Source organism: Candidatus Allofournierella excrementavium (genome assembly GCF_048526665.1).
GTDB lineage: Bacteria > Bacillota > Clostridia > Oscillospirales > Ruminococcaceae > Allofournierella_A > Allofournierella_A excrementavium.
Genome location: NZ_DBGFPE010000014.1, coordinates 36120 through 58597 on the forward strand (window position 1 = coordinate 36120; position 22478 = coordinate 58597).

Here is a 22478-nt window from a genome sequence, read left to right on the forward strand (position 1 = left end):
GGATGCTCTCCCTTCAAATCGGTCCGCGCCCGGGCTGCCGGCCCTGCCTCGAAAAGGCGGGGCCGCGGCGGGGGCCGCGCGGATCTCATTCGATTCAAGTATAAAGCATTTGCGCCGGTTTTCCCACCCCGAAATGTAAAATGTCCGTAAAAAGTGGGCTTGTCAGGGGAAAAATCAACGCCCCTGCACAAACCGTGCAGGGGCGTTGGAAAGGCTTCAGCCCTCGCCGGCCGAGGCGGCAAGGTAGCTGGAGATATTCGTGGTGGAATAGGTCTGGAAACTGAACAGCAGCAGGACCTGATCGAACTGCTCCCGCTGCATCAGCGCGTCGATGCTGTTGCGGTAGCTGCGGGGGTCGATGACGCAGATCTCGGCGTAGTTCTCGATGAGGTAGGGGACCAAGCTGTTGGCATAGCTGTCTTTCACCACCAGCACACGGCCCTCGCCGCGGCCTTCGATGGTGACGTAGCCCTGGTTGCCGTAAAGGAACATGGAGTACTTGTCGGCGGTCCCGGCCTTTTCCATCTCATACAGGCCGCTGGTGAACTGCGGTTCGGTGGCCTCGCCCCTGGCGTTGGTTTTCCAAACGGTCATCTGATCGGGAATGTCCAGGTAGGAGATGGTGTCCGGCGTCTGATCCCACCGCAGGCACTTGGAGTAGGTGGTGCCATAGAAGTCCGGCACCTGGCCAAAGTCCCCGGCGCTCACTTCCATGGGGGTCAGGCCCAAAGAGCGGCAGTATTCCTGATAGGCCAGATACGCGCCGCCGTCGGTGGTCCAATGGTGGTCGGTCTTGTAGTAGAGCTGGGTATCCTCCGCGGCAGCACTGAAAGCTTCCCGCAGATCGATGCAGTTGGCGCCCTCGTGCATAGAGAAAATGGTGTCCAGCAGCGCGTTTTCATCCAGCAGGGGGGCGTTGGCGGGCAGTTTGTCGGGATAGATCACGCTCGCGGAAGGCGTGATCATCAGGGTGACCTTGCCGGGGTAGCGCAGCGCGAACGAAGAACTCTGCTGGATGTTGCTTTTCAGGATGCGCTCCTCGGTGGGCTTGAGGGCCAGCGTCTGGGCGAAGAGCATCTCGTCATCGCCCAGCAGCGCGCCGCCGATCTCCTGCTTTTGGAACAGCAGGCTCTCGCTGCGGCTCTGCAGGCGCAGCCACATGTCGCGGCCCACCACCTGGTCTTTGGTGTAGTTGTCGTACTCGCTGGTCCACACATTTTCAAAGAGTTTTGTCAGGCTGAATTCCGGCACCTGGGCCAGGTCCCGGCGCTCCAGGTCGCTGTATCCCCGCTTGGGCCAGGCCATGTCCAGAAACATGAACCCGAACAGGAACACGAAAAACAGCACCAGCAGGGGATACTTTTTCAGTTCATTCCATTTTTCCTTCATCAGTCTCGCACCCCCTTAGAACCGGAAATAGAGGAACGGCGTGTTGGTGGACGCCACGATATACGCGATGCACAAGACCAGCAGCAGCCCCACCAGCGCAATGCGCATGAAGGTGTTCTCCTTGATCCTGTCGTAAATTTTCAGCGGCAGGGGAGTGCAGCAGGCGATGCATACCGCCAGCAGCACGCCGTAATTGCGCAGGAAATACAAACAGCCAACGCCGCCGCTGGGGATGAACAGCTTCTGGAACAAAAGCGAAAGGCCCACGCCGCTCTCGTTGCCCACGAACAGCGCCCAGCCCACCGCCACCAGGAACAGGGTGTAGACATGGGGCCAGACCTTGCCCTTTTTCAGCTTGTCCAGCAAAAAGACCTTTTCAATGGTCAGCAGCACGAAGTAGTAGACGCCCCAGAGCATGAAGTTCCAGTCGGCGCCGTGCCAGATGCCGGTGAGGGACCAGACCACAAACATGTTGAAGATCTGGCGCTTGATGCCGCGGCGGTTGCCGCCCAGGGGGATGTACACATACTCCTTGAACCAGCTGGAAAGGGTCATGTGCCACCGGCGCCAGAAGTCGGTGATGCTGCCGGCAATGTAGGGCAGATTGAAGTTCATGGGGAAGTCGAAGCCCAGCATCTTGCCCATGCCGATGCCCATCAGGGAGTAGCCGGAGAAGTCGAAATACAGCTGCAGGCTGTAGGCCAGAAGCCCCAGCCACGCAAGGGGCGTGCTGGCGTTTTCCAGGCCGACGCCGGCGATCTCCAGCGTCCCGCCGGACCACTGGCCGATGATGTCGTACCACAGCTGGCTGATCATGTCCGCCAGCAGGACTTTTTTGGCCAGGCCGAACACGAACAGGCAGATGCCGTCCTGTATCTGGGAAAGGCGGTAGCGGTTTTTATACACATGCAGCTGGGCGGCCACGTCCCGGTATTTCACGATGGGGCCGGCGATCAGCTGGGGGAACATGACCACATAGGCGCCAAAGTCGATGATGCTGTGTTCGGCGGGCACATCCCGGCGGTAAACGTCGATGGAATAGCTCATGGTCTGGAAGGTATAGAAGCTGATGCCAAGCGGCAGCACCGTGGCCGCCTCGATGAGCCCGATGGACAGCCCGAACAGGCTGTTTACAGTGCCGATGAGGAAGTTTGAGTATTTGAAGAACACCAGCATGGACAGACTGCCCACGATGGATGCCACCAGCAGCACCCGCCGTGCCCTGACGCTGTGGTCAAACTTTTCCATCAACAGGCCGCAAGTATAGTTGATGAGGATAAGCACCACCATCACCGGGAAGAATTTGACCTCGCCCCAGGAATAGAACACAAGGCTGCACAAAAACAGCGCCAGATTCTTCAGTTTTGCCGGGGCAAGATAATAAAGCGCCAGCGTGATGGGCAGAAAACGGAACAGAAACAAAATCGTGCTGAAGATCAAAAAACGGCCCTCCCTTTCACACAAAAGGCCGGTACCTGGAAAACGCAGGTATCGGCCTCATTTTCAAAGCTCAGCGCGGTGTGCCTTATTTCAGAGCCTCGTCCAGCGCGGTGTCGATTTCAGTGTAGTCGGCGCCCTCGGTATTGGCGACCACCATCACCAGATAATCTCCCTTCGCAATGATGCGGGCGTCGGCGGCCATGGCCTCCTTGTCCGCAAATTCAGCGTACAGGCCGCCGGTGGAGATGCTGGTTTTGTAGGCGTTCAGCTCTTCCTCCACGGCGGAAGCCTTGCCCTCCACCGCCTTGATGGCCACGATCAGCGCGCTGTTGCTCTGGTCGCTGCTCACCTTGCCGGCGTACTCCTCGATGTTTTCAGGAGTGAGCAGCATATCCAGCTGGATGAAATTGTCGTCCACATCGCGGGAGTTGCTCACCGAATTGGCCTTTTCCACGGTGGCGACGATGTCGTCCAGGTTATACGAGGCGGTCTCAGACCCGCCGCCGCAGCCGGCCAGGGCAAGCGCACAAAGGGAAACTGCCATGAGCAGCGAAACGATCTTTTTCATTTGTCGTACTCTCCTTTTTGAAAGCCTTATGGGAATTCTACACTATATCCCGGTGGAATGCAAGCCTCAGTGCAAGTGTGTGCCAAATTTTAACACATTATTCACCGATGCCTTCCTCCGGCGAAAATTCCGGGATGTCCGCCACCACCACGGGCGAGATCTCGCCTTTTTTCATGGGCGATTGCAGCGCCTGCCACAGCGCTTCAAAGTGCTGCGCCGACACCGTCGCGCCGCTGACGCCGTCGGCCTCCAGATCCTTTGGGTCATCCAGGCCGGTCAGGGCGTCGCTGTAATATTGGCGTATCCCGGCCGGGTCGGTGCCGCAGAGGGGGCGCATCCGACCGGCGTAGGCTTCATCCTCGCTTTTCAGGCCGCCCGATTCGTTCACCCCGTCAAACTGCGCGGCGGTGATGACGCCGTCCTCCACGGTGATCTGGAGCCGGTCCTTGTATCCCAGGCTGTCAAAGCTTTGAAATTCGGCTGTGTATGTTCCGTCCTTGAAGCCGCAGCCGACCAGCAAAAGGGCAAAGCCGCAGCAAACCGCTGCCAGAAGCGCGCGGCGCATGAGACCACCTCCGTTGCGTCGCTACCCAAGCGGGGAGCGCGTTTGCACCTATTATAAAAGATATTGCGAAGAAGGTCAATTCCGGCGCTTTTTTCTTGACAGATGGGGCAAAGCGGCTTAGACTGATAACCAGCCAAAACCTTATTACTAAGGAGAGAACGCCATGCGAAACAACAAAACCCGCCAGGTGGCGCTGTCCGGCCTGCTGTTTGCGCTGGCCATGGCGCTGTCTTTCATGGAGAGCGCCATCACGCCGCTGCTGGGGCTCATCCCCGGCGTGAAAATAGGCCTGGCGAACATCGTGGTCATGTATGCGCTGTTTTTCATGGGCTTCCCCCAGGCGCTCACCTTAACCGTGCTCAAGGCCTTTTTTGTCGCGCTGACCCGGGGCGCCACCGCGGGGCTTTTATCCCTCAGCGGGGGCCTTGTTTCGGTGCTGGTGATGTGGCTGCTCTACAAACTGCCCCGCCGCCCCACCTACTTTATCCTGTCGGTGTGCGGCGCGCTGGGCCACAACATCGGCCAGCTCATCGCCGCCAGCTTTCTGCTCAGCAGCGCGCTGGCCCTCACCTACGCCCCCATCATGATCGTCTGCGGCCTTGGCATGGGCCTTGTGACCAGCTCCAGCCTGGCCGCCCTGCTGCCGGCGCTGGGCAAAATGGGCTTTTCCACCCAGCCGCAGGACCAGCGCAAAAATTCATAGGTTTTTCATGATTTTTCTGTTGACGAAACCTTTTTGTTGTGCTATACTGTGAACATAACAGAGAATGATTCCTATTTACAGGGACCGCTTCAATGCAAAACTTTTAAAACGATTTGGAGGAAGAGAAAATGTCTAAGTTCGTTTGCACCGTTTGTGGTTACATCGCCGAGGGCGCTGCCCCTGAGTTCTGCCCCGTCTGCAAGGCTCCCAAGGACAAGTTCGTGGAGAAGACCGAGAACACCTACGTCACCGAGCATGTGGTGGGCATCGCCAAGGAGGGCGTGCCTGAGGACATCATTGAGGGCCTGCGCATGAACTTCAACGGCGAGTGCAGCGAGGTGGGCATGTACCTGGCCATGAGCCGCGTGGCCGACCGCGAGGGCTACCCCGAGATCGCCGAGGCCTGGAAGCGTTATGCATTTGAGGAGGCCGAGCACGCCGCCAAGTTCGCCGAGCTGCTGGGCGAGGTTCTGACCGACAGCACCAAGAAGAACCTGCAGATGCGTGTGGACGCCGAGTGCGGCGCCTGCAGCGGCAAGATGGATATCGCCAAGCGCGCCAAGGAGCTGGGCCTGGACGCCATCCACGACACCGTTCACGAGATGGCCAAGGACGAGGCCCGTCATGGCCGCGGCATGCAGGGCCTGCTGGAGCGTTACTTCGGCTGAGCCGCTCAAAACACCCCCATACAGTAAGCACAAAGCCCTCCGGGTCCGCCCGGGGGGCTTTCCCTTTGAGAAAATGCCCGCGCCCTTATACTTTCCTTAGAAATGGTTGTTACCATGGCAAAAGAAACCTTGAGAGGAGCGTTTTGCAATGGAAACAACAGAATTGATCCCCAAGCGGGGCATCACGGAGACAGGGCTGAAATGGATCGCCCTTGTGACGATGGTGCTGGACCACATCCATTACTTTTTCGGTTTCACCGGCGTTATCCCGGAGTGGTTCAGCATGGCGGGACGGATCAGCGCGCCGCTGTTTTTGTTCTGCCTGGTGGAGGGCTTCACCCACACCCGCAGCAGGAAAAAGTATTTTTTGAAAGTCTATGCCATCTCTGCGGCAATGTCGCTGCTGTATTATCTCATGGCCTTCGGCGGCCTGCCGGTCCGGCCGGACGGCTTTTTCCCCGCAAACGGCATGATGACCACCTTTGTGATCCTGATGGTGGTCTGGCAGGGCATCGACTGGCTGGGGCAAAAGCGGCTTTTGCCCGGCCTTGCGGCGGTGCTTCTGCCCCTGGCCTGGCCCTTCGCGGCCACCTTGCTGGTGGCGGTGTTCCCGGCGCTTTCCGGCCTGCCGGGCTTTGTCTGCTATTCGGTGGTGCCGCTCTGGGGCATGACGGGCGACAGCAGCTGGCCGGTGCTGGTAATGGGGCTGGTGCTCTATCTTTTCCGCAAGCGCAGGGGTGTGCAGGTGGCTGCCTTTACAGTCTATTATCTTCTGTACGGCGTGGTCTATATGGGCCTTATGGTCTCCAATATGCCGGGCTTTGTGTGGACCCAGCTCTTCACTGTATACTACGAGATCTACGGCGTTCTGGCGGTGCCCCTGATGCTGTGGTATAATGGCCAGCGGGGCAGGGGACACAAGGCGCTTTTCTATGTCTTTTATCCCGCCCATGTCTATGTTTTCTACGCCCTTTCCTGGGGGCTGTATCTCCTTTTGAACTGAGGTGACGGCAAATGGCACACATCCTGGTAGTGGATGATGACGGGGACCTGTGCGCCCTGCTCAAGACCGCCCTGGAGCGGGATGGCCATCAGGTCTCGGCCTGCCGGGACGGGCGGCGGGTGGACGAGGCGGCCTGCCGCTGGGCGGACTGCATCCTGCTGGATGTGATGATGCCCGGCGAGGACGGCTTTGCCCTCTGCCGCCGCATCCGCGATCTGGCGGACTGCCCCATCCTGTTCCTCACCGCAAAAACGCAGGAGGCAGACGTGCTCACCGGTCTGGGTGTGGGCGGGGACGACTATCTGACAAAGCCCTTCCGCATCGCGGAACTGCGGGCGCGGGTGGCGGCCCATCTGCGCAGGCAGCAGCGCCCGCCCCACAGCCTTCTGCGCCGGGGCGGGCTGGACTTTGACCTGCGCCAGCGGGCGGTGCTGTGGCAGGGGCAGCCTCTGCGGCTCACCAAAAGCGAGTATGCCATCTGCGAGCATCTGGCCATGCATCCGGGGCAGACCTTTTCCAAAGAGCAGCTTTATGAGGCCGCCTTTGGGTTCGACGGCACCGCGGATGCCGCCGCCGTGACCGAGCACATCAAAAACATCCGGGCCAAGCTGCGGGCGGCACAGGCAGACCCGATCGAGACCGTGTGGGGAGTGGGCTACAAATGGAAAAGCGAATGAAGCGCCGCCCCGGCCTTGCGGCCCTGTTCTGGCGGTATCTGCTCACCACAGGCACAGTGATGGTCCTTCTTGCCGTTCTTTGGTGGGGGGCGTTGACCTGGCTCATGCGCTGTGGTTTTGTCTACCCGGCCTCCACCGCCGCAAACGGCCTGGAAGTGGTCGTGCCTGCGCTGGAAAACGGTTCCCTTGCCCCGGAGCAGCTTCCGCATTATTACCGCTGGGCCGTTTTTGACGAAGGCGGGGAACTGCTGCGCTCCGGGCCGATGAGCGAGCGCCGCCTGGAATACGCCCGGCAGGCCCTGACGGGCGACCTTTCGCCCAAAGGCGTTTTTTATGCCCAGTATCACAAGGTGGCGCGCCTGCCCGACGGGACCGACTGCGTTCTCCAATATGACTATTCCATGCCCTACGGCACGGCGGGACTCCAGCGGCGCATGCCGGAGTTCCAGACCTGCGCCTCCCTGCTTCTTGTGGCAGCCTGGCTCGTCGCGGGGGCGGCGGCAACCCGCCATTTCGCGGGTCTTCTTCGGCGGGACGCCGCCTTGCTCACCGATGCGGCCCGCACCATCACCGACCGGCGGCTGGACCTGCCCTTCGCCGCCCACGCCCGCGTGCGGGAGTTCGACGAGACCCTGCAGGCGATGGAGACCCTGCGTGCCAGCCTTGCCGAATCGCTGAAAGAGCAGTGGGCCATGGAACAGCAGCGAAGCCTGGAACTGGCCGCCCTGACCCATGACCTGAAAACGCCTCTCAGCATCGTCAGCGGCAATGCGGAACTTCTGGCGGAGGACGCGCTCACCGCCGCCCAGCGGCAGAATGTCGAGGCCATCCTCCGGGGTTCGCAGCGGCTGGAAGACTACGTGGCGCAGCTGCGGACGATGACCGCCTCCGGGACGGAGAGCGAAGGGGCGAATGAAGCGGTGGAGATACGGCAGCTGGCGGAAGGTTGGCAGAGCGCCGGCCGTGGCCTTTGCGCCGCAAAGCAGATCGCCTTTCGGTGCGGAGATGTGCCTGCGGGCAGCGTGACGGTGCACCGCGTCAGCCTTGACCGGGCGGTGGGCAATCTGCTGGACAACGCGGTGCGCTACACGCCCCACGGAGGCGAAATATCCCTGACGCTCCATGCCGCCGACGGGTGCCTTTCCGTCGCGGTGGAGGATTCCGGCCCCGGCTTTTCCGCCGAGGCGCTGGCCAAAGGCGACCAGCCCTTTTTCACCAGCGACGCCAGCCGCCCCCAAAGCGGCCACCTGGGGCTCGGCCTTTATTTCGCCGCCCGGGCCGCCCGCAGCTGCGGCGGGGAACTGCGCCTTTCCAACACCGGCCGCGGCGGCAGGGCGGAACTTCTCCTGCCCCTCGGCTGAAACACATGGCTCAAACGGCCCAGCCGCTCCCGCAAAGGGAGGGGGCGGGGCCGTTTTTGTGTTGGAATGCGCGGGCATCTATGGTAAAATAAGCCCATAAAGACCGCAAGGGAGGAAAACCGCATGGTCAGCAAGGAGTTCCACGCATCCCGCCGCAGGCTGTATGCCGAATTGATGGAGGATGATTCCGTCGCCTTTGTCTTTGCCGAAAACGAGCTGCCGGACAAAGGGGATGAATTCCACCCCTTCACCCCGTATGCGAACTTTTATTATCTCACCGGGTTCGACGAGCCGAAAGCGGTGCTGAAAATGACCAAGCGCGGCGGCCGGGTGCAGGAAGTGCTGTACATCCGGCGCACGGACGAGCGCATGAAGCGCTGGCTGGGCGTGTTCAGCACCAAAGAGAGCGTGCAGGCCCAGACGGGCATCGAGTGCGTGGAGTATCTGGACTGCTTCCGCGACGAGGTGACCCTCTTCGGATGGCCGGGAAGCATCAAATGCGTCTATGTGGACATGGCCAACTGGAGCGGTGAGGACCACCTGACCCAGGCGCAGAAGTTCGCGGCGGAGATACGCATGAAATACCCGGACATCCCCATCCGCAACACCTTCAATGACCTGGCACTCATCCGGCAGGTCAAGACCGATGAGGAGATCGCGTTCCATCGCAGGGCCTGCGATGTGACCGCCGAAGGCGTAAAGTGCATGCTGGCCCACCTGCGGCCGGGCATGTATGAATACGAGGCGCAGGCGTATTTTGACTTCGTGCTCAAAAAGGCCAACGCCGGCCATGCCTTTGCCACCATCGCGGCCAGCGGCGCCAACGCCTGTGTGATGCACTACACTGCCAACGACCGCCAGATGCAGGACGGCGAGATGATCTTGTTCGACCTGGGCGCGGAGTGCGGCTATTACGCGGCGGACGTGAGCCGCACCTACCCTGTGAACGGCAGGTTCACCGAACAGCAGAAGGCGCTGTACAACGTGGTGCTCAAGGGCCTGGAGGCCGCCATCGCCGCCGCCCGCCCCGGCCAGCCGAAGAACGAGCTTGCCGGCATCAGCAAGGACGTGATGGCCCGGGAGCTGGTGCGCCTTGGCATGATAGAACGCCCGGAGGAGATTTCCAAATACTATTTCCACGGCTCCGGGCACTACATCGGCCTTTACACCCACGATGTGGGCAACGACGACGCGCCCCTGGAGGAGAACATGATGTTCACTCTGGAGCCGGGGCTCTACTTTGACGAACTGCAGCTGGGGATACGCATTGAGGATACCCTTCTTGTGACCCGCGACGGCTGCGAGGTGCTGACGGCCTCCATCCCCAAAACGGTGGAGGAGATAGAAGCCTTTATGCAGGCGAACGGCAAAGCCTGCGCCATGCCCTGACGGGCCGAAAATACTGTGAGATAAGGGGCGCTGAAAATGCGGCATGTGTTCATCGTCAACCCCGTTTCCGGCAAGGCAGACGCCAGCGGCACGCTGGTGCCGCAGATCATCGACGCGGCAAAAAAGCTTGGCGCGGACTATGAGATACTGCTCACCGAATACCCCGGCCATGCTGTGGAACTGGCCGCCGAACAGGCCGAAGCGGGGGAGGAGGTGCGGCTGTATGCCTGCGGAGGCGACGGCACCTTCAACGAGGTGCTTCGGGGCGTCCGGGGCCGCGCCAATGCGGCGGTGGGCTGCATCCCCTGCGGCAGCGGCAACGATTTTGTGCGCAACTTCGGCGGCAGAGAGCCGTTCCTCGACCTTGAGCGCATGATGCGCGGCCCCGCCGTGAACATCGACTTGATACAGACCGAAAAGGGCATCGCCACCACCATCTGTTCCGCCGGGCTGGACGCCCAGGTGGCCTACGGCATCCCCAAGTTCCGCCGGCTGCCCTTCTGCGGCGGCACGATGGCCTATAACCTTTCCATCGTGCAGTCCATCTGCGGCCCGCTGGGCCATCACCTGCGGGTGCAGGCGGACGACGAGGTCATCACCGGCGACTTCCTGATGCTGGCCATCTGCAACGGCAGGGCCTACGGCGGCGGCTATGTGGCCGCGCCTGAGGCGGATATGCAGGACGGCCTGCTGGATCTTGTTCTCATTCGGAAAATAGGCCGCGTCGCCGTTGCGCGGGTCATCGGCGGCTACAAAAAAGGGGCGCATATCCAAAACGGACAGGTCACGCCGCCCTACCAGAACATAGCGCTGTTCCGCCGGGTGCGCCGGGTGGAGGTGGAAGTGCTGGACGGGCGGCCCATCGTCGTCACCGAGGACGGCGAATGTGAGGAGCGCATGGGTCTGTCGGCCCATGTCTGCCCCCTTGACGCTCGCATCCTTCTGCCTGCCAAAAACTGACATGTTCCGCCCGGCCCGGCGCCGGGCGCACAGGGCCGCTCCCAATACGGGGGCGGCTCTGCTTTTTGCCCTGAAACACCGCGCCGCGGCGGGGGAGAAGCTATGGGAAACTGTTCACAAAAATTTTTTAATTTACCCTCTTGATTTTTGGAAGGCAAGTGGATAAAATATATATTAGCACTCGGGAGCAAAGAGTGCTAAACAAATCGCGACAATGCAATTTATTTTATAGTTCGAACAGGAGGCATTCTTATGCAGATCAAACCCTTGGCTGACCGCGTTGTGATCAAGACCGTGGAAGCCGAAGAAACCACCAAGAGCGGCATCATTCTGGCGGGTTCCGCCAAAGAGAAGCCCCAGGTCGCCGTTGTGCTGGCTGTCGGCCCCGGCGGCATGGTGGACGGCAAGGAAGTGGAGATGCTCGTCAAGGTGGGCGACAAGGTCCTCACCAGCAAGTACTCCGGCACCGAAGTCAAGGTGGACGGCGAGGAATGCACCATCGTGCGTCAGAGCGACATTCTTGCCATCGTCGAAGAATAAGCTTTCTTTTGAAACCAGATAAAAAGGAGATAGAGCATTATGGCTAAACAGATCCTGCATGGTGAAGCGGCCCGCAAGGCCCTGAGCGCCGGCATTGACACCCTGGCGGATACCGTCAAGATCACCCTGGGCCCCAAAGGCCGCAACGTGGTGCTGGGCAAGAAGTTCGGCAGCCCCGTCATCACCAACGACGGCGTGACCATCGCCAAGGAGATCGAGCTGAAGGACGCCTTTGAGAACATGGGCGCGCAGCTGGTGCGCGAAGTTGCCACCAAGACCAACGACGCTGCGGGCGATGGCACCACCACCGCCACCGTGCTGGCCCAGGCTCTGGTGAGCGAGGGCATGAAGAACGTTGCCGCCGGCGCCAACCCCATGGACGTGAAGCGCGGCATGCAGAAGGCCGTGAAGGCCGCTGTGGAGGCGTTTGCCGCCAACAGCCAGAAGGTCAACGGCTCCAAGGACATCGCCCGCGTGGCCACCGTGTCCGCCGGCGACGCCACCGTGGGTGAGCTGATCGCCGAGGCCATGGAGAAGGTGAGCGCCGACGGCGTCATCACCATCGAGGAGAGCAAGACCGCCGAGACCTACTCCGAGGTCGTGGAAGGCATGCAGTTCGACCGCGGCTACATCACCCCCTACATGGTCACCGACACCGAGAAGATGGAGGCTGTCATCGACGACGCCTACATCCTGATCACCGACAAGAAGATCAGCGTCATTCAGGACCTGCTGCCCCTGCTGGAGCAGATCGTCCAGAGCGGCAAGAAGCTGGTCATCATCGCTGAGGACATCGAGGGCGAGGCTCTGTCCACCCTGATCGTCAACCGTCTGCGCGGTACCTTCACCTGCGTGGCTGTCAAGGCTCCCGGCTTTGGCGACCGCCGCAAGGAGATGCTGCAGGACATCGCCATCCTCACCGGCGGCCAGGTCATTAGCGAGGAGCTGGGCTATGAGCTGAAGGACGCCACCGTGGACATGCTGGGCCGCGCCCGTCAGGTGAAGGTCACCAAGGAGACCACCACCATCGTGGACGGCAGCGGCGACAAGAACGCCATCAAGGACCGCGTGGCTCAGATCCGCGCTCAGATGGAAGTCTCCACCAGCGATTTCGACAAGGAGAAGCTGCAGGAGCGTCTGGCCAAGCTGGCCGGCGGCGTGGCCGTCATCAAGGTCGGTGCTGCCACCGAAGTTGAGATGAAGGACAAGAAGCTGCGCATCGAGGACGCTCTGAACGCCACCAAGGCTGCCGTGGAAGAGGGCATCGTGGCCGGCGGCGGCACCGCCCCCATCAACGCCGTTCCCGCGGTCAGCAAGGTCTGCGAGAGCCTGGAGGGCGACGAGCGCACCGGCGCCAAGATCGTGCTGAAGGCTCTGGAGGCTCCCCTGCGCCAGATCGCCAAGAACGCCGGTCTGGAGGGCAGCGTCATCATTGACAAGATCCTCAGCGCTGGCAAGATGAACTACGGCTTTGATGCCCAGAACGAAGTCTACTGCGACATGATCGAGGCCGGCATCGTGGATCCCACCAAGGTGACCCGTTCCGCCCTGGAGAACGCCGCCAGCGTGGCCAGCATGGTGCTGACCACCGAGAGCCTCGTGGCCGACGAGCCGGAGCAGCCCGCTCCCGCCGCCCCCGCAGGCGACATGGGCATGGGCGGCATGTACTAAGCACCGCTCCCCAAATCAGCAAGCATTACCCGGGCCCGCCTGGAATTCCAGGCGGGCCCGGGTTTTTCTATTGCACAAGCGCGCTGTTTGAGCTTTTGCATCCGGGCCCATACTGCTTTCAAAGGCACGCCGCACACCGCGGCGGCTGGACGCAAAGGAGGCGCTGCTTTTTGACGACACGGCGCATCGTTGCCCTGTTCGGGGCGTTTCTTACCGCCTTCGCTGTGGTGATGGGCCGGCTGTTCCTGCTGGCCCGCAATCAGGATTTTGCCGACACCGCCCAGGCCCAGACGGTCACCACCCTGCCGCTGGATTACTCCCGGGGTGACCTCTACGACTGTAAGGGCCGCAATCTCACGGCCTACGGGGTGGAGTATTACGCCCTGTCCATCCCCGGCGAGAGCAGCTATGCCCAGCTGTTCGACCACGTGCCCTATGCCCAGCAGTCGCTGCTTTACAGCCGGCGCAATTCCCACGAACCCTTTCTGGTGCAGGTGGACCAGGATCTCTCCTCCCTGGGCATCTACACCTACGCGGTGCCCAGCCGCTATTTCCCGGTGGCCGTGGCGCCCCATCTGGTGGGGTATGTGAACGGCGAGGGGGAAGGGGTCAGCGGACTGGAACTCGCTTTTGAAGAGGTGCTGGGCAGCCAGCGCACGCTGGAAAGCGTCCAGTGCGTCACCACCGCCCAGGGAGACCTTGTTGGCGGCAGTGAGCCGCAGCTCATCACCCAACAGGGCCAGTCCACGGGGGTGATGCTCACCCTGGACGAGACCATCCAGCGCGCCTGCGAAGGGGTGGCCCAGAAAAACATGACCCAGGGCTGCGTGCTGGTGCTGGAGGTGGACTCTGCCCGGGTGCGGGCCAGCGTCAGCCTGCCGGAGTTCGACCCCCGCGCCGTGGAGAAGAGCATCGAAGCCCAGGACACGTCGCTGCTCAACCGGGTGCTCTGCCAATACAATGTGGGCTCGGTGTTCAAGCCGGTGCTGGCGGCCGCCGCACTGGAAAAGACCTGGGACTGGTACACCTATGACTGCGAAGGCTCGGTGGACCTGAACGGGCACGTCTACCGCTGCGCCCTCAGCCGCGCCCACGGGCAGATGAACCTGACCAGCGCTTTGGAAAAAAGCTGCAACTGCTTTTTCATCGAGCTGGGCCTCAAGCTGGGCGGCGAAGCGGTGAGCCAGGCCGCGGAGGACTTCGGCTTTGGGGACGCTGTGTATCTGGCGGGCGGCCTGCAAAGCGCCGCGGGCAATCTGCCAAACGCCCAGCGCCTGCAGGACCTGGGCCAGCTGGCCGGCGTCAGCTTCGGCCAGGGCGAATTGCTGGCCACGCCGGTGCAGGTGGCGGGCGCTTTCAATGCCATCGCGGCAAAGGGCGTCTGGCGCACCCCCAGCTTTCTGGAGGCGGTGATCGACGAGGACAGCGGCGAAACGGTCCAGTCCCTCTACGCACCCGAGAGCCGCCGGGTGATGTCAGAGGAGAATGCCGTCCTTCTGCAGGAAATGCTGGCCAGCGTGGTGGAGCGGGGCCTGGGCAAGGATGCCCAGCCGCTCCTTGGCAGCGCGGCAGGCAAAACAGGCACCGCCCAGACCGGCACCTACAATGAGGCGGGGGAGGAGCTGATGAACTATTGGTTCGCCGGCTTCTGGCCCGCGGAGGCCCCCCAGTACACCATCGTGGTCATGCAGGACGGCACCCCCGAGCCTGCCGTGAGCTGCGGGGAGATATTCGCTCAGGTTTGCGAGGCGCTTTACTGGCTGGACCCGGGCGGCTACACCGGGCTCAAAACCGCTGACGAGGCGGCTTCCCAGGCCGAAAACAGTGTTGACAACGGCGCTTGAGGGCGGTATAATTGCAACGTAAAAAATAATAAAATGGCTGTGATAGGGCCAACAGCGTGCGGGGCATGCAGAGAGGGGACCGGCTGGTGAAAGGTCTCTGCCAAAAGCGCGCTGCAGCCACCCTTGAGCCCCCGGTGATGAACCGGGCGTAGGCACGGCGTTAACGGGCGCAAAAGCGGCGGTCCTTTCGGGCCGCAATCTGGGTGGTACCACGGAGCATTTTCAGCCTTCGTCCCTGCAAAGGGGGACGAAGGCTGTTTTTTTGGGCCGTGCCGCCTAAATCCATCAAACAAGAGGAGATTTGAACGATGCAATGGACCGGTCTGAATGAACTGCGAGAGAAATATCTCTCCTTCTTCGAGAGCAAGGGCCACCTGCGGCTGGGCAGCTTCCCGCTGGTGCCCAAGAATGACAACAGTCTGCTGCTCATCAACAGCGGCATGGCCCCCATGAAAAAATGGTTCCTGGGCCAGGAGGAGCCGCCCCGTCACCGGGTGACCACCTGCCAGAAGTGCATCCGCACCCCGGACATCGAGCGCGTGGGCATCACCGCCCGCCACGGCACCTACTTTGAGATGCTGGGCAACTTCAGCTTCCAGGATTACTTCAAGACTGAGGCCATCAGCTGGGCCTGGGAATTTTTGACCAAGGTGCTGGAGATCCCCGCCGACCTGCTGTACATCTCTGTCTATGAGGACGACGACGAGGCCTGGGACATCTGGACCAAGCAGGTGGGCATCCCCGAGGACCACATGGTCCGCTTCGGCAAGGAGGACAACTTCTGGGAGCACGGCTCCGGCCCCTGCGGCCCCTGCAGCGAAATTTACTTCGACCGCGGCCCCGAGCACGGCTGCGGCAAGCCTGACTGTAAGGTGGGCTGCGACTGCGACCGCTACATGGAGGTCTGGAACCTGGTGTTCAGCCAGTTCGACTCCGACGGCAAGGGCACCTACACCCGGCTGGAGAAGCCCAACATCGACACCGGCATGGGCCTGGAGCGTCTGGCCTGCGTGATGCAGAACGTGGGCAACCTCTTCGAGGTGGACACCGTGCGCGCCATCCTGAACCATGTGGAGCGCATCAGCGGCCACATCTACGGCCAGGACGAGAAGACCGACATCTCCATCCGCGTCATCACCGACCACATCCGCTCCACCACCTTCATGGTCAGCGACGGCATCCTGCCCTCCAACGAGGGCCGCGGCTACGTGCTGCGCCGCCTGCTGCGCCGCGCCGCCCGCCACGGCCGGATGCTGGGCATCGACCGCCCCTTCCTCACCGAGCTGGTGGACACCGTCATCCATGAGAACAAGGCCGGCTATCCCGAGCTGGAGGAGCACGCCGACTACATCAAGAAGGTCATCGGCACCGAGGAAGAGCGCTTCTACAAGACCATCGACCAGGGCCTGAACATCCTGAACGGCCTGATCGACAACATCACCAAGGCGGCGCTTTCCGGCAAGGAGAAGATCCTCTCCGGCATCGACGCTTTCAAGCTGAACGACACCTTCGGCTTCCCCCTGGACCTCACCCGTGAGATCGCCGCTGAGGCGGGCATCACCGTGGACGAGGAGAACTTCCAGGCGGAGATGAAAAAGCAGAAGGAGAAGGCCCGTCAGGACCGCCTCTCCCGCGACATTTCCGGCTGGAGCGCCGACCTGTTCGGCGAGCTGAACGCCGAGCCCACCGTGTTCACCGGCTATGACGTGCTGGAGGACAAGGGCACCGTGCTGGCCCTCTCAGACGGCGAGGAGCTGCTGGAGGCTGTTTCCACCGACGACGGCGCCAAGGAAGGCGTGCTGGTGGTTCTGGACCGCACCCCCTTCTATGCCGAGAGCGGCGGTCAGGTGGCGGACACCGGCACCATCGTCACCGCCTCCGGCGCACGCCTGGAGGTCAAGGCTGTCAAGAAGACCCCGAAGGGCTACTTCGTCCACACCTGCACCCTGACCGAGGGCACCGCCATCGTGGGCGAGACCGCCACCGCCAGCGTGTCCAAGGGCCGCCGGCGCGCCATCGCCCGCAACCACACCAGCGCCCATCTGCTGCAGAAGGCGCTGCGCGAGGTGCTGGGCAGCCATGTGCATCAGGCCGGTTCCTATGAGGACGACGAGCGGGTGCGCTTCGACTTCACCCATTTCAGCGCGGTGACTCCCGAGGAGCTGGCGCTGGTGGAGCACATCGTCAACCAGAAGATTTTTGAGGCGCTGGACGTCACCGTGCAGAACATGCCCCTGGCTGAGGCCAAGAAGATGGGCGCCATGGCCCTGTTTGGCGAGAAGTACGGCGAGATCGTGCGCGTGGTGGACATCAACGGCTGGTCCACCGAGTTCTGCGGCGGCACCCACGTGAGCAACACCGCTCAGCTGGGCTGCTTCAAGATCCTCAGCGAGTCCAGCGTGGCCGCCGGCGTGCGCCGCATCGAGGGCACCACCGGCTTCGGCGTGCTGCGCCTGCTGGACGAGCGCACCGAGATGCTGCACAAGGTGGCCGGCAGCCTGAAGGTGAACAACCTGAAAGACCTGCCCCTGCGCGCCGAGGGCATGGCTGCGGAGGTCAAGAGCCTGACCAAAGAACTGGAGCAGGTCAAGGCCGAAGTGGCCGCCAGCAAGATCGACGGCCTGTTTGAGAACGCCGCCGAGGTCAACGGCATCCACATCGTCACCGCTTATCTCTCCGGCACCGCCCCCGAGGCGCTGCGCGGCATGTGCGAGAAGATCCGCGACAAGGCTCCCAACGTGGTCAGCGCGCTGGTGGGCAGCACCGACGGCAAGATCTCGCTGGTGGTCTGCTGCGGCAAGGGCGCGCAGGATGCCGGCCTCAAGGCGGGCGTTCTGGTCAAGCAGATCGCGGCCATCGCCGGCGGCAACGGCGGCGGCAAGCCGGACCTTGCCATGGCCGGTTTGAAGGACGCCACCAAGATCGACGAAGCCCTGAACGCTGTGCCCGGCATCGTTGCGGGCATCCTGCAGGCTTAAAAAGTTTTTGCAAAGCGGTGCGCCGGGCAAAGGGTCTGGCGCACCGACCCTTGGAAAGGAGGAACCCACCGATGGACGATTGTCTGTTCTGCAAGATCGCGGCAGGTCAGATCCCCTCGAACAAGCTGTTTGAGGACGATAAGATCCTGGCGTTTTACGACATCGACCCCCAGGCCCCGGTCCACTTTTTGGTGATCCCCAAGACCCACATCGACTCCGCCGCAAAGCTGGGGGAGGAGGACGGCGCTCTGCTGGCCCATGTGTTCGCCACCATCGCCCGCCTGTGCGATGAGCTTGGGTGCGAAAAGGGCTACCGCGTGGTCACCAACGTGGGGGAGGACGGCGGTCAGAGCGTGCGCCATCTGCACTTCCACGTGCTGGCAAAGCGCAGCCTCGCCTGGCCTCCGGGCTGACAAAATGTGTTTCGCCTCTTCAAATGTGATACAGGAGGGATCTTGAATGTCTGAAAAAACTTATACGCTGCATGTGGCCGGGCTCACCCGCGAGCTGCCCATCTGCGCCATCAACGAGCACCTGGACATCGCCGCGTTCATCATGTTCAGCGACGTGGAGCTCACCGTGGCCTGCGCCGAGGAACTGCTCAAGCGCTGCCCGGAATTCGATGTGATCGTCACCGCTGAAGCCAAGGGCATCCCCCTGGCTTATGAGATGAGCCGTCAGAGCGGCAAGCTGTACATTCCTGCCCGCAAAGCCGAAAAGCTTTACATGAGCGAGCCGGTGATCGTGGAAGATGAATCCATCACCACCAACGGCAAGCAGAAGCTGGTCATCGACCGCAAGGACCTGGATGCCATGAACGGCAAACGGGTGCTCATTGTGGACGACGTGATCAGCACCGGCGGCTCTCTGCATGCGCTGGAAGGCCTTGTGGCCCGCAGCACCGGCACTGTTGTTGCCCGTGCCGCCGTTCTCGCGGAGGGTGATGCCGCCGACAGGACGGACATCGTGTATCTGGAAAAACTGCCCCTGTTCCCGCACTGATCGTCATGCGGCGCCCGGCAGCCGCCTTTGGCGGTGTATATGTTCTCACTCAGCTGGCTGCTGTCACTCTGCCGCCGGCGGCTTTTCTGCCGCTTGCGGCAGTTTTTGTTTGCGGCGGCATCATTGCCTGGGCAAGGGGAAAGCGCGGCCTTGCCCGTGTGCTGCCGCTGGCGATCCTGGCAGGATTTATTGTACAGTGCGCTGGCTTTACACTTCATGCCCGGCCGGCGTTTTCCCTCGCAGGCCGCCAAATGGATGTTTTGGCCGAAGTGGTGAGCGCGGAACCCGGCTTTGCCGAGAATACGATGCGGGTCCGGCTCAAACTGCTGGAAAACAGCGAAACAGGAGAACGCCTGCCGCACGTTCTTGTTTCGTTGCCGGTCTTTCCCGGTTGCCGGGAAGGGCAGCAGTTCCGCGTGTCCCTTGATCTTGAGTCACTGGAAAAGGACGAATATTTCTATTCCAGTCTGGCGGACGGGGTGTATCTGCAGGCGGAATACCGGGAAAGCCCTGAACTTGTGGGGGAGAGCAATAGTTTCCGGTATACCTTGAGCCGCTTCCAGGCGCAGTTCGCCTCGAATGTTGCCCGCTATCTGCCGGCCAATGAAGGGGCGGTGCTTGCGGCCATGGCCAGCGGCGACAAAAGCCGTCTGCCCGACAAAATCACCGATGGCTACCGGGATGCGGGCATTTCCCATCTGCTGGTGGTGTCAGGTCTGCACCTGAGTCTTGTGTGCGGCGTGTTTGCGACCCACACCGGCCGCTTCCGGCGGCTGAGGTCAGCGGCGGCCATTCTGCTCGTTCTGTTCATGATGGGGCTCACCGGCTTTTCGCCCTCGGTGCTCAGGGCAGGCATCGGCGCGCTGATCCTGCATCTGGGCAGTCTGTTCCTGCTTTCCGCCGATCCGCTCACCTCCATGGCCCTTGCGGCTGTTCTCATCAGCTTTCAAGGGCCTTATGCCGTGTGCGATTTGGCGTTTCAGCTGTCTTTTGCCGCTGCCCTCGGCGTGGTGCTTGGGGGCGAAGCGCTGAAAATGATGCAGGCAAAGCAGCCGGACGACATAAGGCCGCCGCTTTGCCGGTTGAAGGAAGGAGCGCTCTCTCTTTTGCTGCCCACGGTGTTCGCGGCGCTCTTCACCCTGCCGGTACAGTTGATGGGCGGTCTGTCGGTGAGCGGCGTGACCGTGCTCTCCAACCTGCTGTCCCTGCCCCTTGCGGGATATTGCGTGGTGTTCGGCATGCTGGCCGGTGGGTGCGGCTTCATTCCCGGGCTGGAGTTCGCCGCGCGGTCCTTTTCGCTGGTGGGCGGGCTTTTGGCAAAACTGCTCAACGCCGTGGCCGCGTTCTGCGCGGGGCTGCCTCTGGCCCGGCTGCCGCTGCCCCGGGACTATTCCCTCATCGTGCTTGCCGCATCGGCGTGCGCCGTGCTTTGCGCTTGGAGATTGGGGTTCAGGCGGTTTGCATGGCTGACCGCACTTCCGCTGGTGGCTTTGGGCGTCGTCTGGGCACTGGTGCTGGAACAGGGGACGGTGGAGCTGGCAGTCCTTGGCAGTGCGGCCAGCCCCTGTGTTGCCGCCGTGCAGGACGGGCACGCTCTCGTGGTGTTCCGCGGCGGCGAGACCAACGCCGGGCAGGTGCAGGAATATCTTCAAAGCAAAGGCATCGACCAAGCAGAATGGGTGATAGACCTGCGCACTGACGCATCCTCCGCCGCGCCCGATGCGGTACATACTCTTTCGGTGGAGGATTTTGCGGTGAATGAACCCCAAACCCTCTCGGTTTGTGATATAATGGCAACAGTCATCCGCCTGCGCGGCGGCAGTCTGGCGCTGCTGGATGTGGACGGATACAAAATCGCCGTGCCCGCCGGGACGGCGAATACCGGCACGCCGGTAAAGGCTGACCTTGCCGTGACCGGAAGCACGGAACCTTCCAGCCTGCAGGCTGAGACGCTGATCGTCTGCGCTGCCTACGAATGGCAGGCTCTGCAGGGCAGCGATGTGTACTTTGCGCCCCGCGGCGCGCGGGTGCTGATACGCCCGGGCCGGGCGGTGGCGCTGAAAGGAGGAAGCTATGCTTTACAACAAAACGCAGTGGCGTGAGGCGCTGGAAAAAGGCGCTTCTGCCTACTATTTCTATTCCTCCGATTCCTTCCTGGCCCGCACCGCCGCCGAAAAGACCCTGGCGGAACTGGCCGCCGCCACCGACGGGGAAGTCACCGTGCTGGACGGCCCCGCCCCCAGCGTGGAAGAGATGGTGATGGCCGCGGGCACCATCTCCTTTTTCGGCACACGGCGCATCGTTTCGATGCCAAACCTGCAGCCCGCTTCCTACGGTGAAAAGGACCTGGAAGAGGTGTGCGACGTGCTGGCCAGCACAGAGAACGCCACGTTTGTGATGTTCAGCGTGTTCATCGAGGAACGCGGCCAGCTCAAGATCGGCAAACAGGCCAAAAAGCTCATCGCCCTTTGCGAAAAGGAAGGCTATGCGGCGCAGATGGTCCACCCCGGCCCGCAGCAGCTGCGGGCGCTTTTGCGCCAGCGCGCCCGGGAACAGGGCACCGAACTGTCAGAAAACGCCGCAGCCGCCATGCTGGAGCGGTGCGGCCAGGACATGTTCCTGCTGGAAAACGAGGTGGACAAGCTGGCCGCCGCCAGCGGCTACACCGAGATCACCCCCGCGCTGGTGGTGGAGATGGGCACCCGCAACCTGGAGGCGGATGTGTTCGACATGGTGCGCTGTGTGACCTCCCGCAACGCCGCCCGCGCCTGCGAAATGCTGGAGGTGCTGCTGCGCCTCAAAACTGACCCCATCGCCATCACCGCCGCGCTTGCCAGCAGCTTTGTGGATATGTACCGCGTCAAGGCGGCCCAGGCCCAAAAGCTGGACTACAACCGGGTCTGCAAGGATTTTGGCTACACCGGCAAGCCCACCCGCCTTCAGATCAGCGGCAGGAACGCGTCCAGCTACACCCTGGCTCAGCTGGCCGCCTGCCTGGAAGTGCTGGCCGAACTGGACGGCGATTTGAAGGGTGGTTCGCCCACCGCCCCGGACGTGCTGCTGCAAACAGCGCTGTGCCGCCTTGCGGCGGCGGGAGGCCGCCGATGACGGGCGAAAGGCCGCGTATCCGTCAGGTGCTGGTGGTGGAAGGCCGCTACGACGCGGCAGCCCTCACCAACGCAGTGGATGCGCTCATCCTGACCACCGACGGCTTTGGCATCTTCAAGGACAAGGAGACCCAGAGCCTTCTGAAAGAGTTGGGCCGTCAGCGGGGCGTCATTGTCCTGACCGACCCGGACGCGGCGGGCTTTCGCATCCGTCGCTTTGTGGCGGACCTTGTGGGGGCGGAACATGTGCGCCACGCCTATGTGCCCGCAGTGGAAGGCAAGGAAAAACGCAAAGCCGCTCCCGGCAAAGAGGGCCTGCTGGGCGTGGAGGGCTTTGACGTGCAGGCGCTTCGGCAGGCGGTTTTGTCCGCGGGAGGGCAGGAGACCGCCCGCCGCGCGGGACGCGTCATCACCTACGGCGACCTTTACGCCTGGGGCCTTTCCGGCACCGCCGGCAGCAGGGAAGAGCGCTACGCCTTTTTGAAGCACCTGGGCCTGCCGCCGCGGCTTTCCAAAAAGGCGCTGTGCGATGTGCTGAACAGCCTTTATACCTGGGAAGAGATCGACGAAATACAAAACGGACCGCAGCGGGGCTGATGCCCGCGCCGCGGTC

Annotated in this window: 20 protein-coding genes; 16 read left to right on the top strand and 4 right to left on the bottom strand. The window is 62.1% G+C overall.

The genetic code is table 11. The features are described from left to right. Positions 1-216 precede the first annotated feature (216 nt). From ACMI1Q_RS03955 to ACMI1Q_RS03970, 4 genes are all read right to left on the bottom strand, one after another. Entirely contained in the window at positions 217-1389 is a 1173-nt protein-coding gene (locus ACMI1Q_RS03955) for a DHHW family protein (RefSeq protein ID WP_419502884.1), read from the bottom strand. Positions 1390-1404: 15 nt separating this feature from the next. Continuing rightward, on the bottom strand, positions 1405-2829 hold the full coding sequence (locus ACMI1Q_RS03960; protein WP_394963804.1) for an MBOAT family O-acyltransferase: 1425 nt from the start codon (positions 2827-2829) through the stop codon (positions 1405-1407). A gap of 85 nt (positions 2830-2914) precedes the next feature. Next, positions 2915-3397, bottom strand: a complete 483-nt coding sequence (locus tag ACMI1Q_RS03965) for a DUF4358 domain-containing protein (RefSeq protein ID WP_419502885.1) — start codon at positions 3395-3397, stop codon at positions 2915-2917. 97 nt (positions 3398-3494) lie between these two features. Beyond that, complete coding sequence (locus tag ACMI1Q_RS03970; RefSeq protein ID WP_419502886.1) at positions 3495-3962, bottom strand: FMN-binding protein; 468 nt, start codon at positions 3960-3962, stop codon at positions 3495-3497. A gap of 163 nt (positions 3963-4125) precedes the next feature. Here ACMI1Q_RS03970 and ACMI1Q_RS03975 point away from each other — a divergent pair, with 163 nt between their 5' ends. From ACMI1Q_RS03975 to ACMI1Q_RS04050, 16 genes are all read left to right on the top strand, one after another. Next, positions 4126-4665, top strand: a complete 540-nt coding sequence (locus ACMI1Q_RS03975) for a Gx transporter family protein (RefSeq protein ID WP_419502887.1) — start codon at positions 4126-4128, stop codon at positions 4663-4665. A gap of 128 nt (positions 4666-4793) precedes the next feature. Further along, the gene (locus tag ACMI1Q_RS03980; RefSeq protein ID WP_177521245.1) at positions 4794-5333 is read left to right on the top strand and encodes an NADH peroxidase; all 540 of its coding nucleotides are present in this window, start codon (positions 4794-4796) and stop codon (positions 5331-5333) included. Between the two features lie 148 nt (positions 5334-5481). Then, positions 5482-6336, top strand: coding sequence for a TraX family protein (locus ACMI1Q_RS03985; protein ID WP_419502888.1), 855 nt, complete (start codon positions 5482-5484; stop codon positions 6334-6336). 11 nt (positions 6337-6347) lie between these two features. Further along, positions 6348-7013 carry a response regulator transcription factor gene (locus tag ACMI1Q_RS03990; RefSeq protein WP_330057154.1) on the top strand — a complete coding sequence of 222 codons (666 nt, stop codon included), beginning with the start codon at positions 6348-6350 and terminating at the stop codon, positions 7011-7013. Then, complete coding sequence (locus tag ACMI1Q_RS03995) at positions 6998-8374, top strand: sensor histidine kinase (protein WP_419502889.1); 1377 nt, start codon at positions 6998-7000, stop codon at positions 8372-8374. The genes ACMI1Q_RS03990 and ACMI1Q_RS03995 overlap by 16 nt, the downstream gene beginning before the upstream one ends. A 123-nt stretch (positions 8375-8497) precedes the next feature. Then, positions 8498-9763, top strand: coding sequence for an aminopeptidase P N-terminal domain-containing protein (locus ACMI1Q_RS04000; RefSeq protein ID WP_419502890.1), 1266 nt, complete (start codon positions 8498-8500; stop codon positions 9761-9763). Positions 9764-9799: 36 nt separating this feature from the next. Continuing rightward, positions 9800-10723 (top strand): diacylglycerol/lipid kinase family protein, encoded by a 924-nt coding sequence (locus ACMI1Q_RS04005; RefSeq protein WP_330057148.1) that lies wholly within the window; start codon positions 9800-9802, stop codon positions 10721-10723. A gap of 252 nt (positions 10724-10975) precedes the next feature. Next, a complete protein-coding gene (locus ACMI1Q_RS04010; protein WP_177521251.1) occupies positions 10976-11263 on the top strand; it encodes a co-chaperone GroES in 288 nt (95 codons plus the stop codon). 39 nt (positions 11264-11302) lie between these two features. Further along, entirely contained in the window at positions 11303-12934 is a 1632-nt protein-coding gene (gene groL / locus ACMI1Q_RS04015; RefSeq protein ID WP_419502891.1) for a chaperonin GroEL, read from the top strand. A 170-nt stretch (positions 12935-13104) separates the two neighbouring features. Continuing rightward, positions 13105-14778, top strand: coding sequence for a peptidoglycan D,D-transpeptidase FtsI family protein (locus tag ACMI1Q_RS04020; protein ID WP_419502892.1), 1674 nt, complete (start codon positions 13105-13107; stop codon positions 14776-14778). Between the two features lie 308 nt (positions 14779-15086). After that, positions 15087-17756 (top strand): alanine--tRNA ligase, encoded by a 2670-nt coding sequence (alaS, locus tag ACMI1Q_RS04025; RefSeq protein ID WP_419502893.1) that lies wholly within the window; start codon positions 15087-15089, stop codon positions 17754-17756. Positions 17757-17827: 71 nt separating this feature from the next. Then, positions 17828-18169 (top strand): histidine triad nucleotide-binding protein, encoded by a 342-nt coding sequence (locus ACMI1Q_RS04030; protein ID WP_177521302.1) that lies wholly within the window; start codon positions 17828-17830, stop codon positions 18167-18169. A 46-nt stretch (positions 18170-18215) separates the two neighbouring features. Then, the gene (locus ACMI1Q_RS04035) at positions 18216-18758 is read left to right on the top strand and encodes a phosphoribosyltransferase family protein (protein ID WP_177521301.1); all 543 of its coding nucleotides are present in this window, start codon (positions 18216-18218) and stop codon (positions 18756-18758) included. 158 nt (positions 18759-18916) lie between these two features. After that, positions 18917-20860, top strand: coding sequence for a ComEC/Rec2 family competence protein (locus ACMI1Q_RS04040; protein ID WP_419502894.1), 1944 nt, complete (start codon positions 18917-18919; stop codon positions 20858-20860). After that, positions 20832-21866 (top strand): DNA polymerase III subunit delta, encoded by a 1035-nt coding sequence (holA, locus tag ACMI1Q_RS04045; protein ID WP_419502895.1) that lies wholly within the window; start codon positions 20832-20834, stop codon positions 21864-21866. The genes ACMI1Q_RS04040 and holA overlap by 29 nt, the downstream gene beginning before the upstream one ends. After that, positions 21863-22462, top strand: coding sequence for a toprim domain-containing protein (locus ACMI1Q_RS04050; RefSeq protein ID WP_419502896.1), 600 nt, complete (start codon positions 21863-21865; stop codon positions 22460-22462). The genes holA and ACMI1Q_RS04050 overlap by 4 nt, the downstream gene beginning before the upstream one ends. Positions 22463-22478: the final 16 nt, after the last annotated feature.

What these genes read in the sequence shown, in the direction of transcription:
- ACMI1Q_RS03985 (WP_419502888.1), top strand. Translation starts at nt 5,482, where the DNA reads ATGGAAACAACAGAATTGATCCCCAAGCGGGGCATCACGGAGACAGGG.
- groL (WP_419502891.1), top strand. Translation starts at nt 11,303, where the DNA reads ATGGCTAAACAGATCCTGCATGGTGAAGCGGCCCGCAAGGCCCTGAGC.
- ACMI1Q_RS03965 (WP_419502885.1), bottom strand. Translation starts at nt 3,397, where the DNA reads ATGAAAAAGATCGTTTCGCTGCTCATGGCAGTTTCCCTTTGTGCGCTT.
- ACMI1Q_RS03995 (WP_419502889.1), top strand. Translation starts at nt 6,998, where the DNA reads ATGGAAAAGCGAATGAAGCGCCGCCCCGGCCTTGCGGCCCTGTTCTGG.
- ACMI1Q_RS04005 (WP_330057148.1), top strand. Translation starts at nt 9,800, where the DNA reads ATGCGGCATGTGTTCATCGTCAACCCCGTTTCCGGCAAGGCAGACGCC.
- ACMI1Q_RS04050 (WP_419502896.1), top strand. Translation starts at nt 21,863, where the DNA reads ATGACGGGCGAAAGGCCGCGTATCCGTCAGGTGCTGGTGGTGGAAGGC.
- alaS (WP_419502893.1), top strand. Translation starts at nt 15,087, where the DNA reads ATGCAATGGACCGGTCTGAATGAACTGCGAGAGAAATATCTCTCCTTC.
- holA (WP_419502895.1), top strand. Translation starts at nt 20,832, where the DNA reads ATGCTTTACAACAAAACGCAGTGGCGTGAGGCGCTGGAAAAAGGCGCT.
- ACMI1Q_RS03990 (WP_330057154.1), top strand. Translation starts at nt 6,348, where the DNA reads ATGGCACACATCCTGGTAGTGGATGATGACGGGGACCTGTGCGCCCTG.
- ACMI1Q_RS04035 (WP_177521301.1), top strand. Translation starts at nt 18,216, where the DNA reads ATGTCTGAAAAAACTTATACGCTGCATGTGGCCGGGCTCACCCGCGAG.
- ACMI1Q_RS04000 (WP_419502890.1), top strand. Translation starts at nt 8,498, where the DNA reads ATGGTCAGCAAGGAGTTCCACGCATCCCGCCGCAGGCTGTATGCCGAA.
- ACMI1Q_RS03975 (WP_419502887.1), top strand. Translation starts at nt 4,126, where the DNA reads ATGCGAAACAACAAAACCCGCCAGGTGGCGCTGTCCGGCCTGCTGTTT.
- ACMI1Q_RS04030 (WP_177521302.1), top strand. Translation starts at nt 17,828, where the DNA reads ATGGACGATTGTCTGTTCTGCAAGATCGCGGCAGGTCAGATCCCCTCG.
- ACMI1Q_RS03955 (WP_419502884.1), bottom strand. Translation starts at nt 1,389, where the DNA reads ATGAAGGAAAAATGGAATGAACTGAAAAAGTATCCCCTGCTGGTGCTG.
- ACMI1Q_RS03980 (WP_177521245.1), top strand. Translation starts at nt 4,794, where the DNA reads ATGTCTAAGTTCGTTTGCACCGTTTGTGGTTACATCGCCGAGGGCGCT.
- ACMI1Q_RS03970 (WP_419502886.1), bottom strand. Translation starts at nt 3,962, where the DNA reads ATGCGCCGCGCGCTTCTGGCAGCGGTTTGCTGCGGCTTTGCCCTTTTG.
- ACMI1Q_RS04010 (WP_177521251.1), top strand. Translation starts at nt 10,976, where the DNA reads ATGCAGATCAAACCCTTGGCTGACCGCGTTGTGATCAAGACCGTGGAA.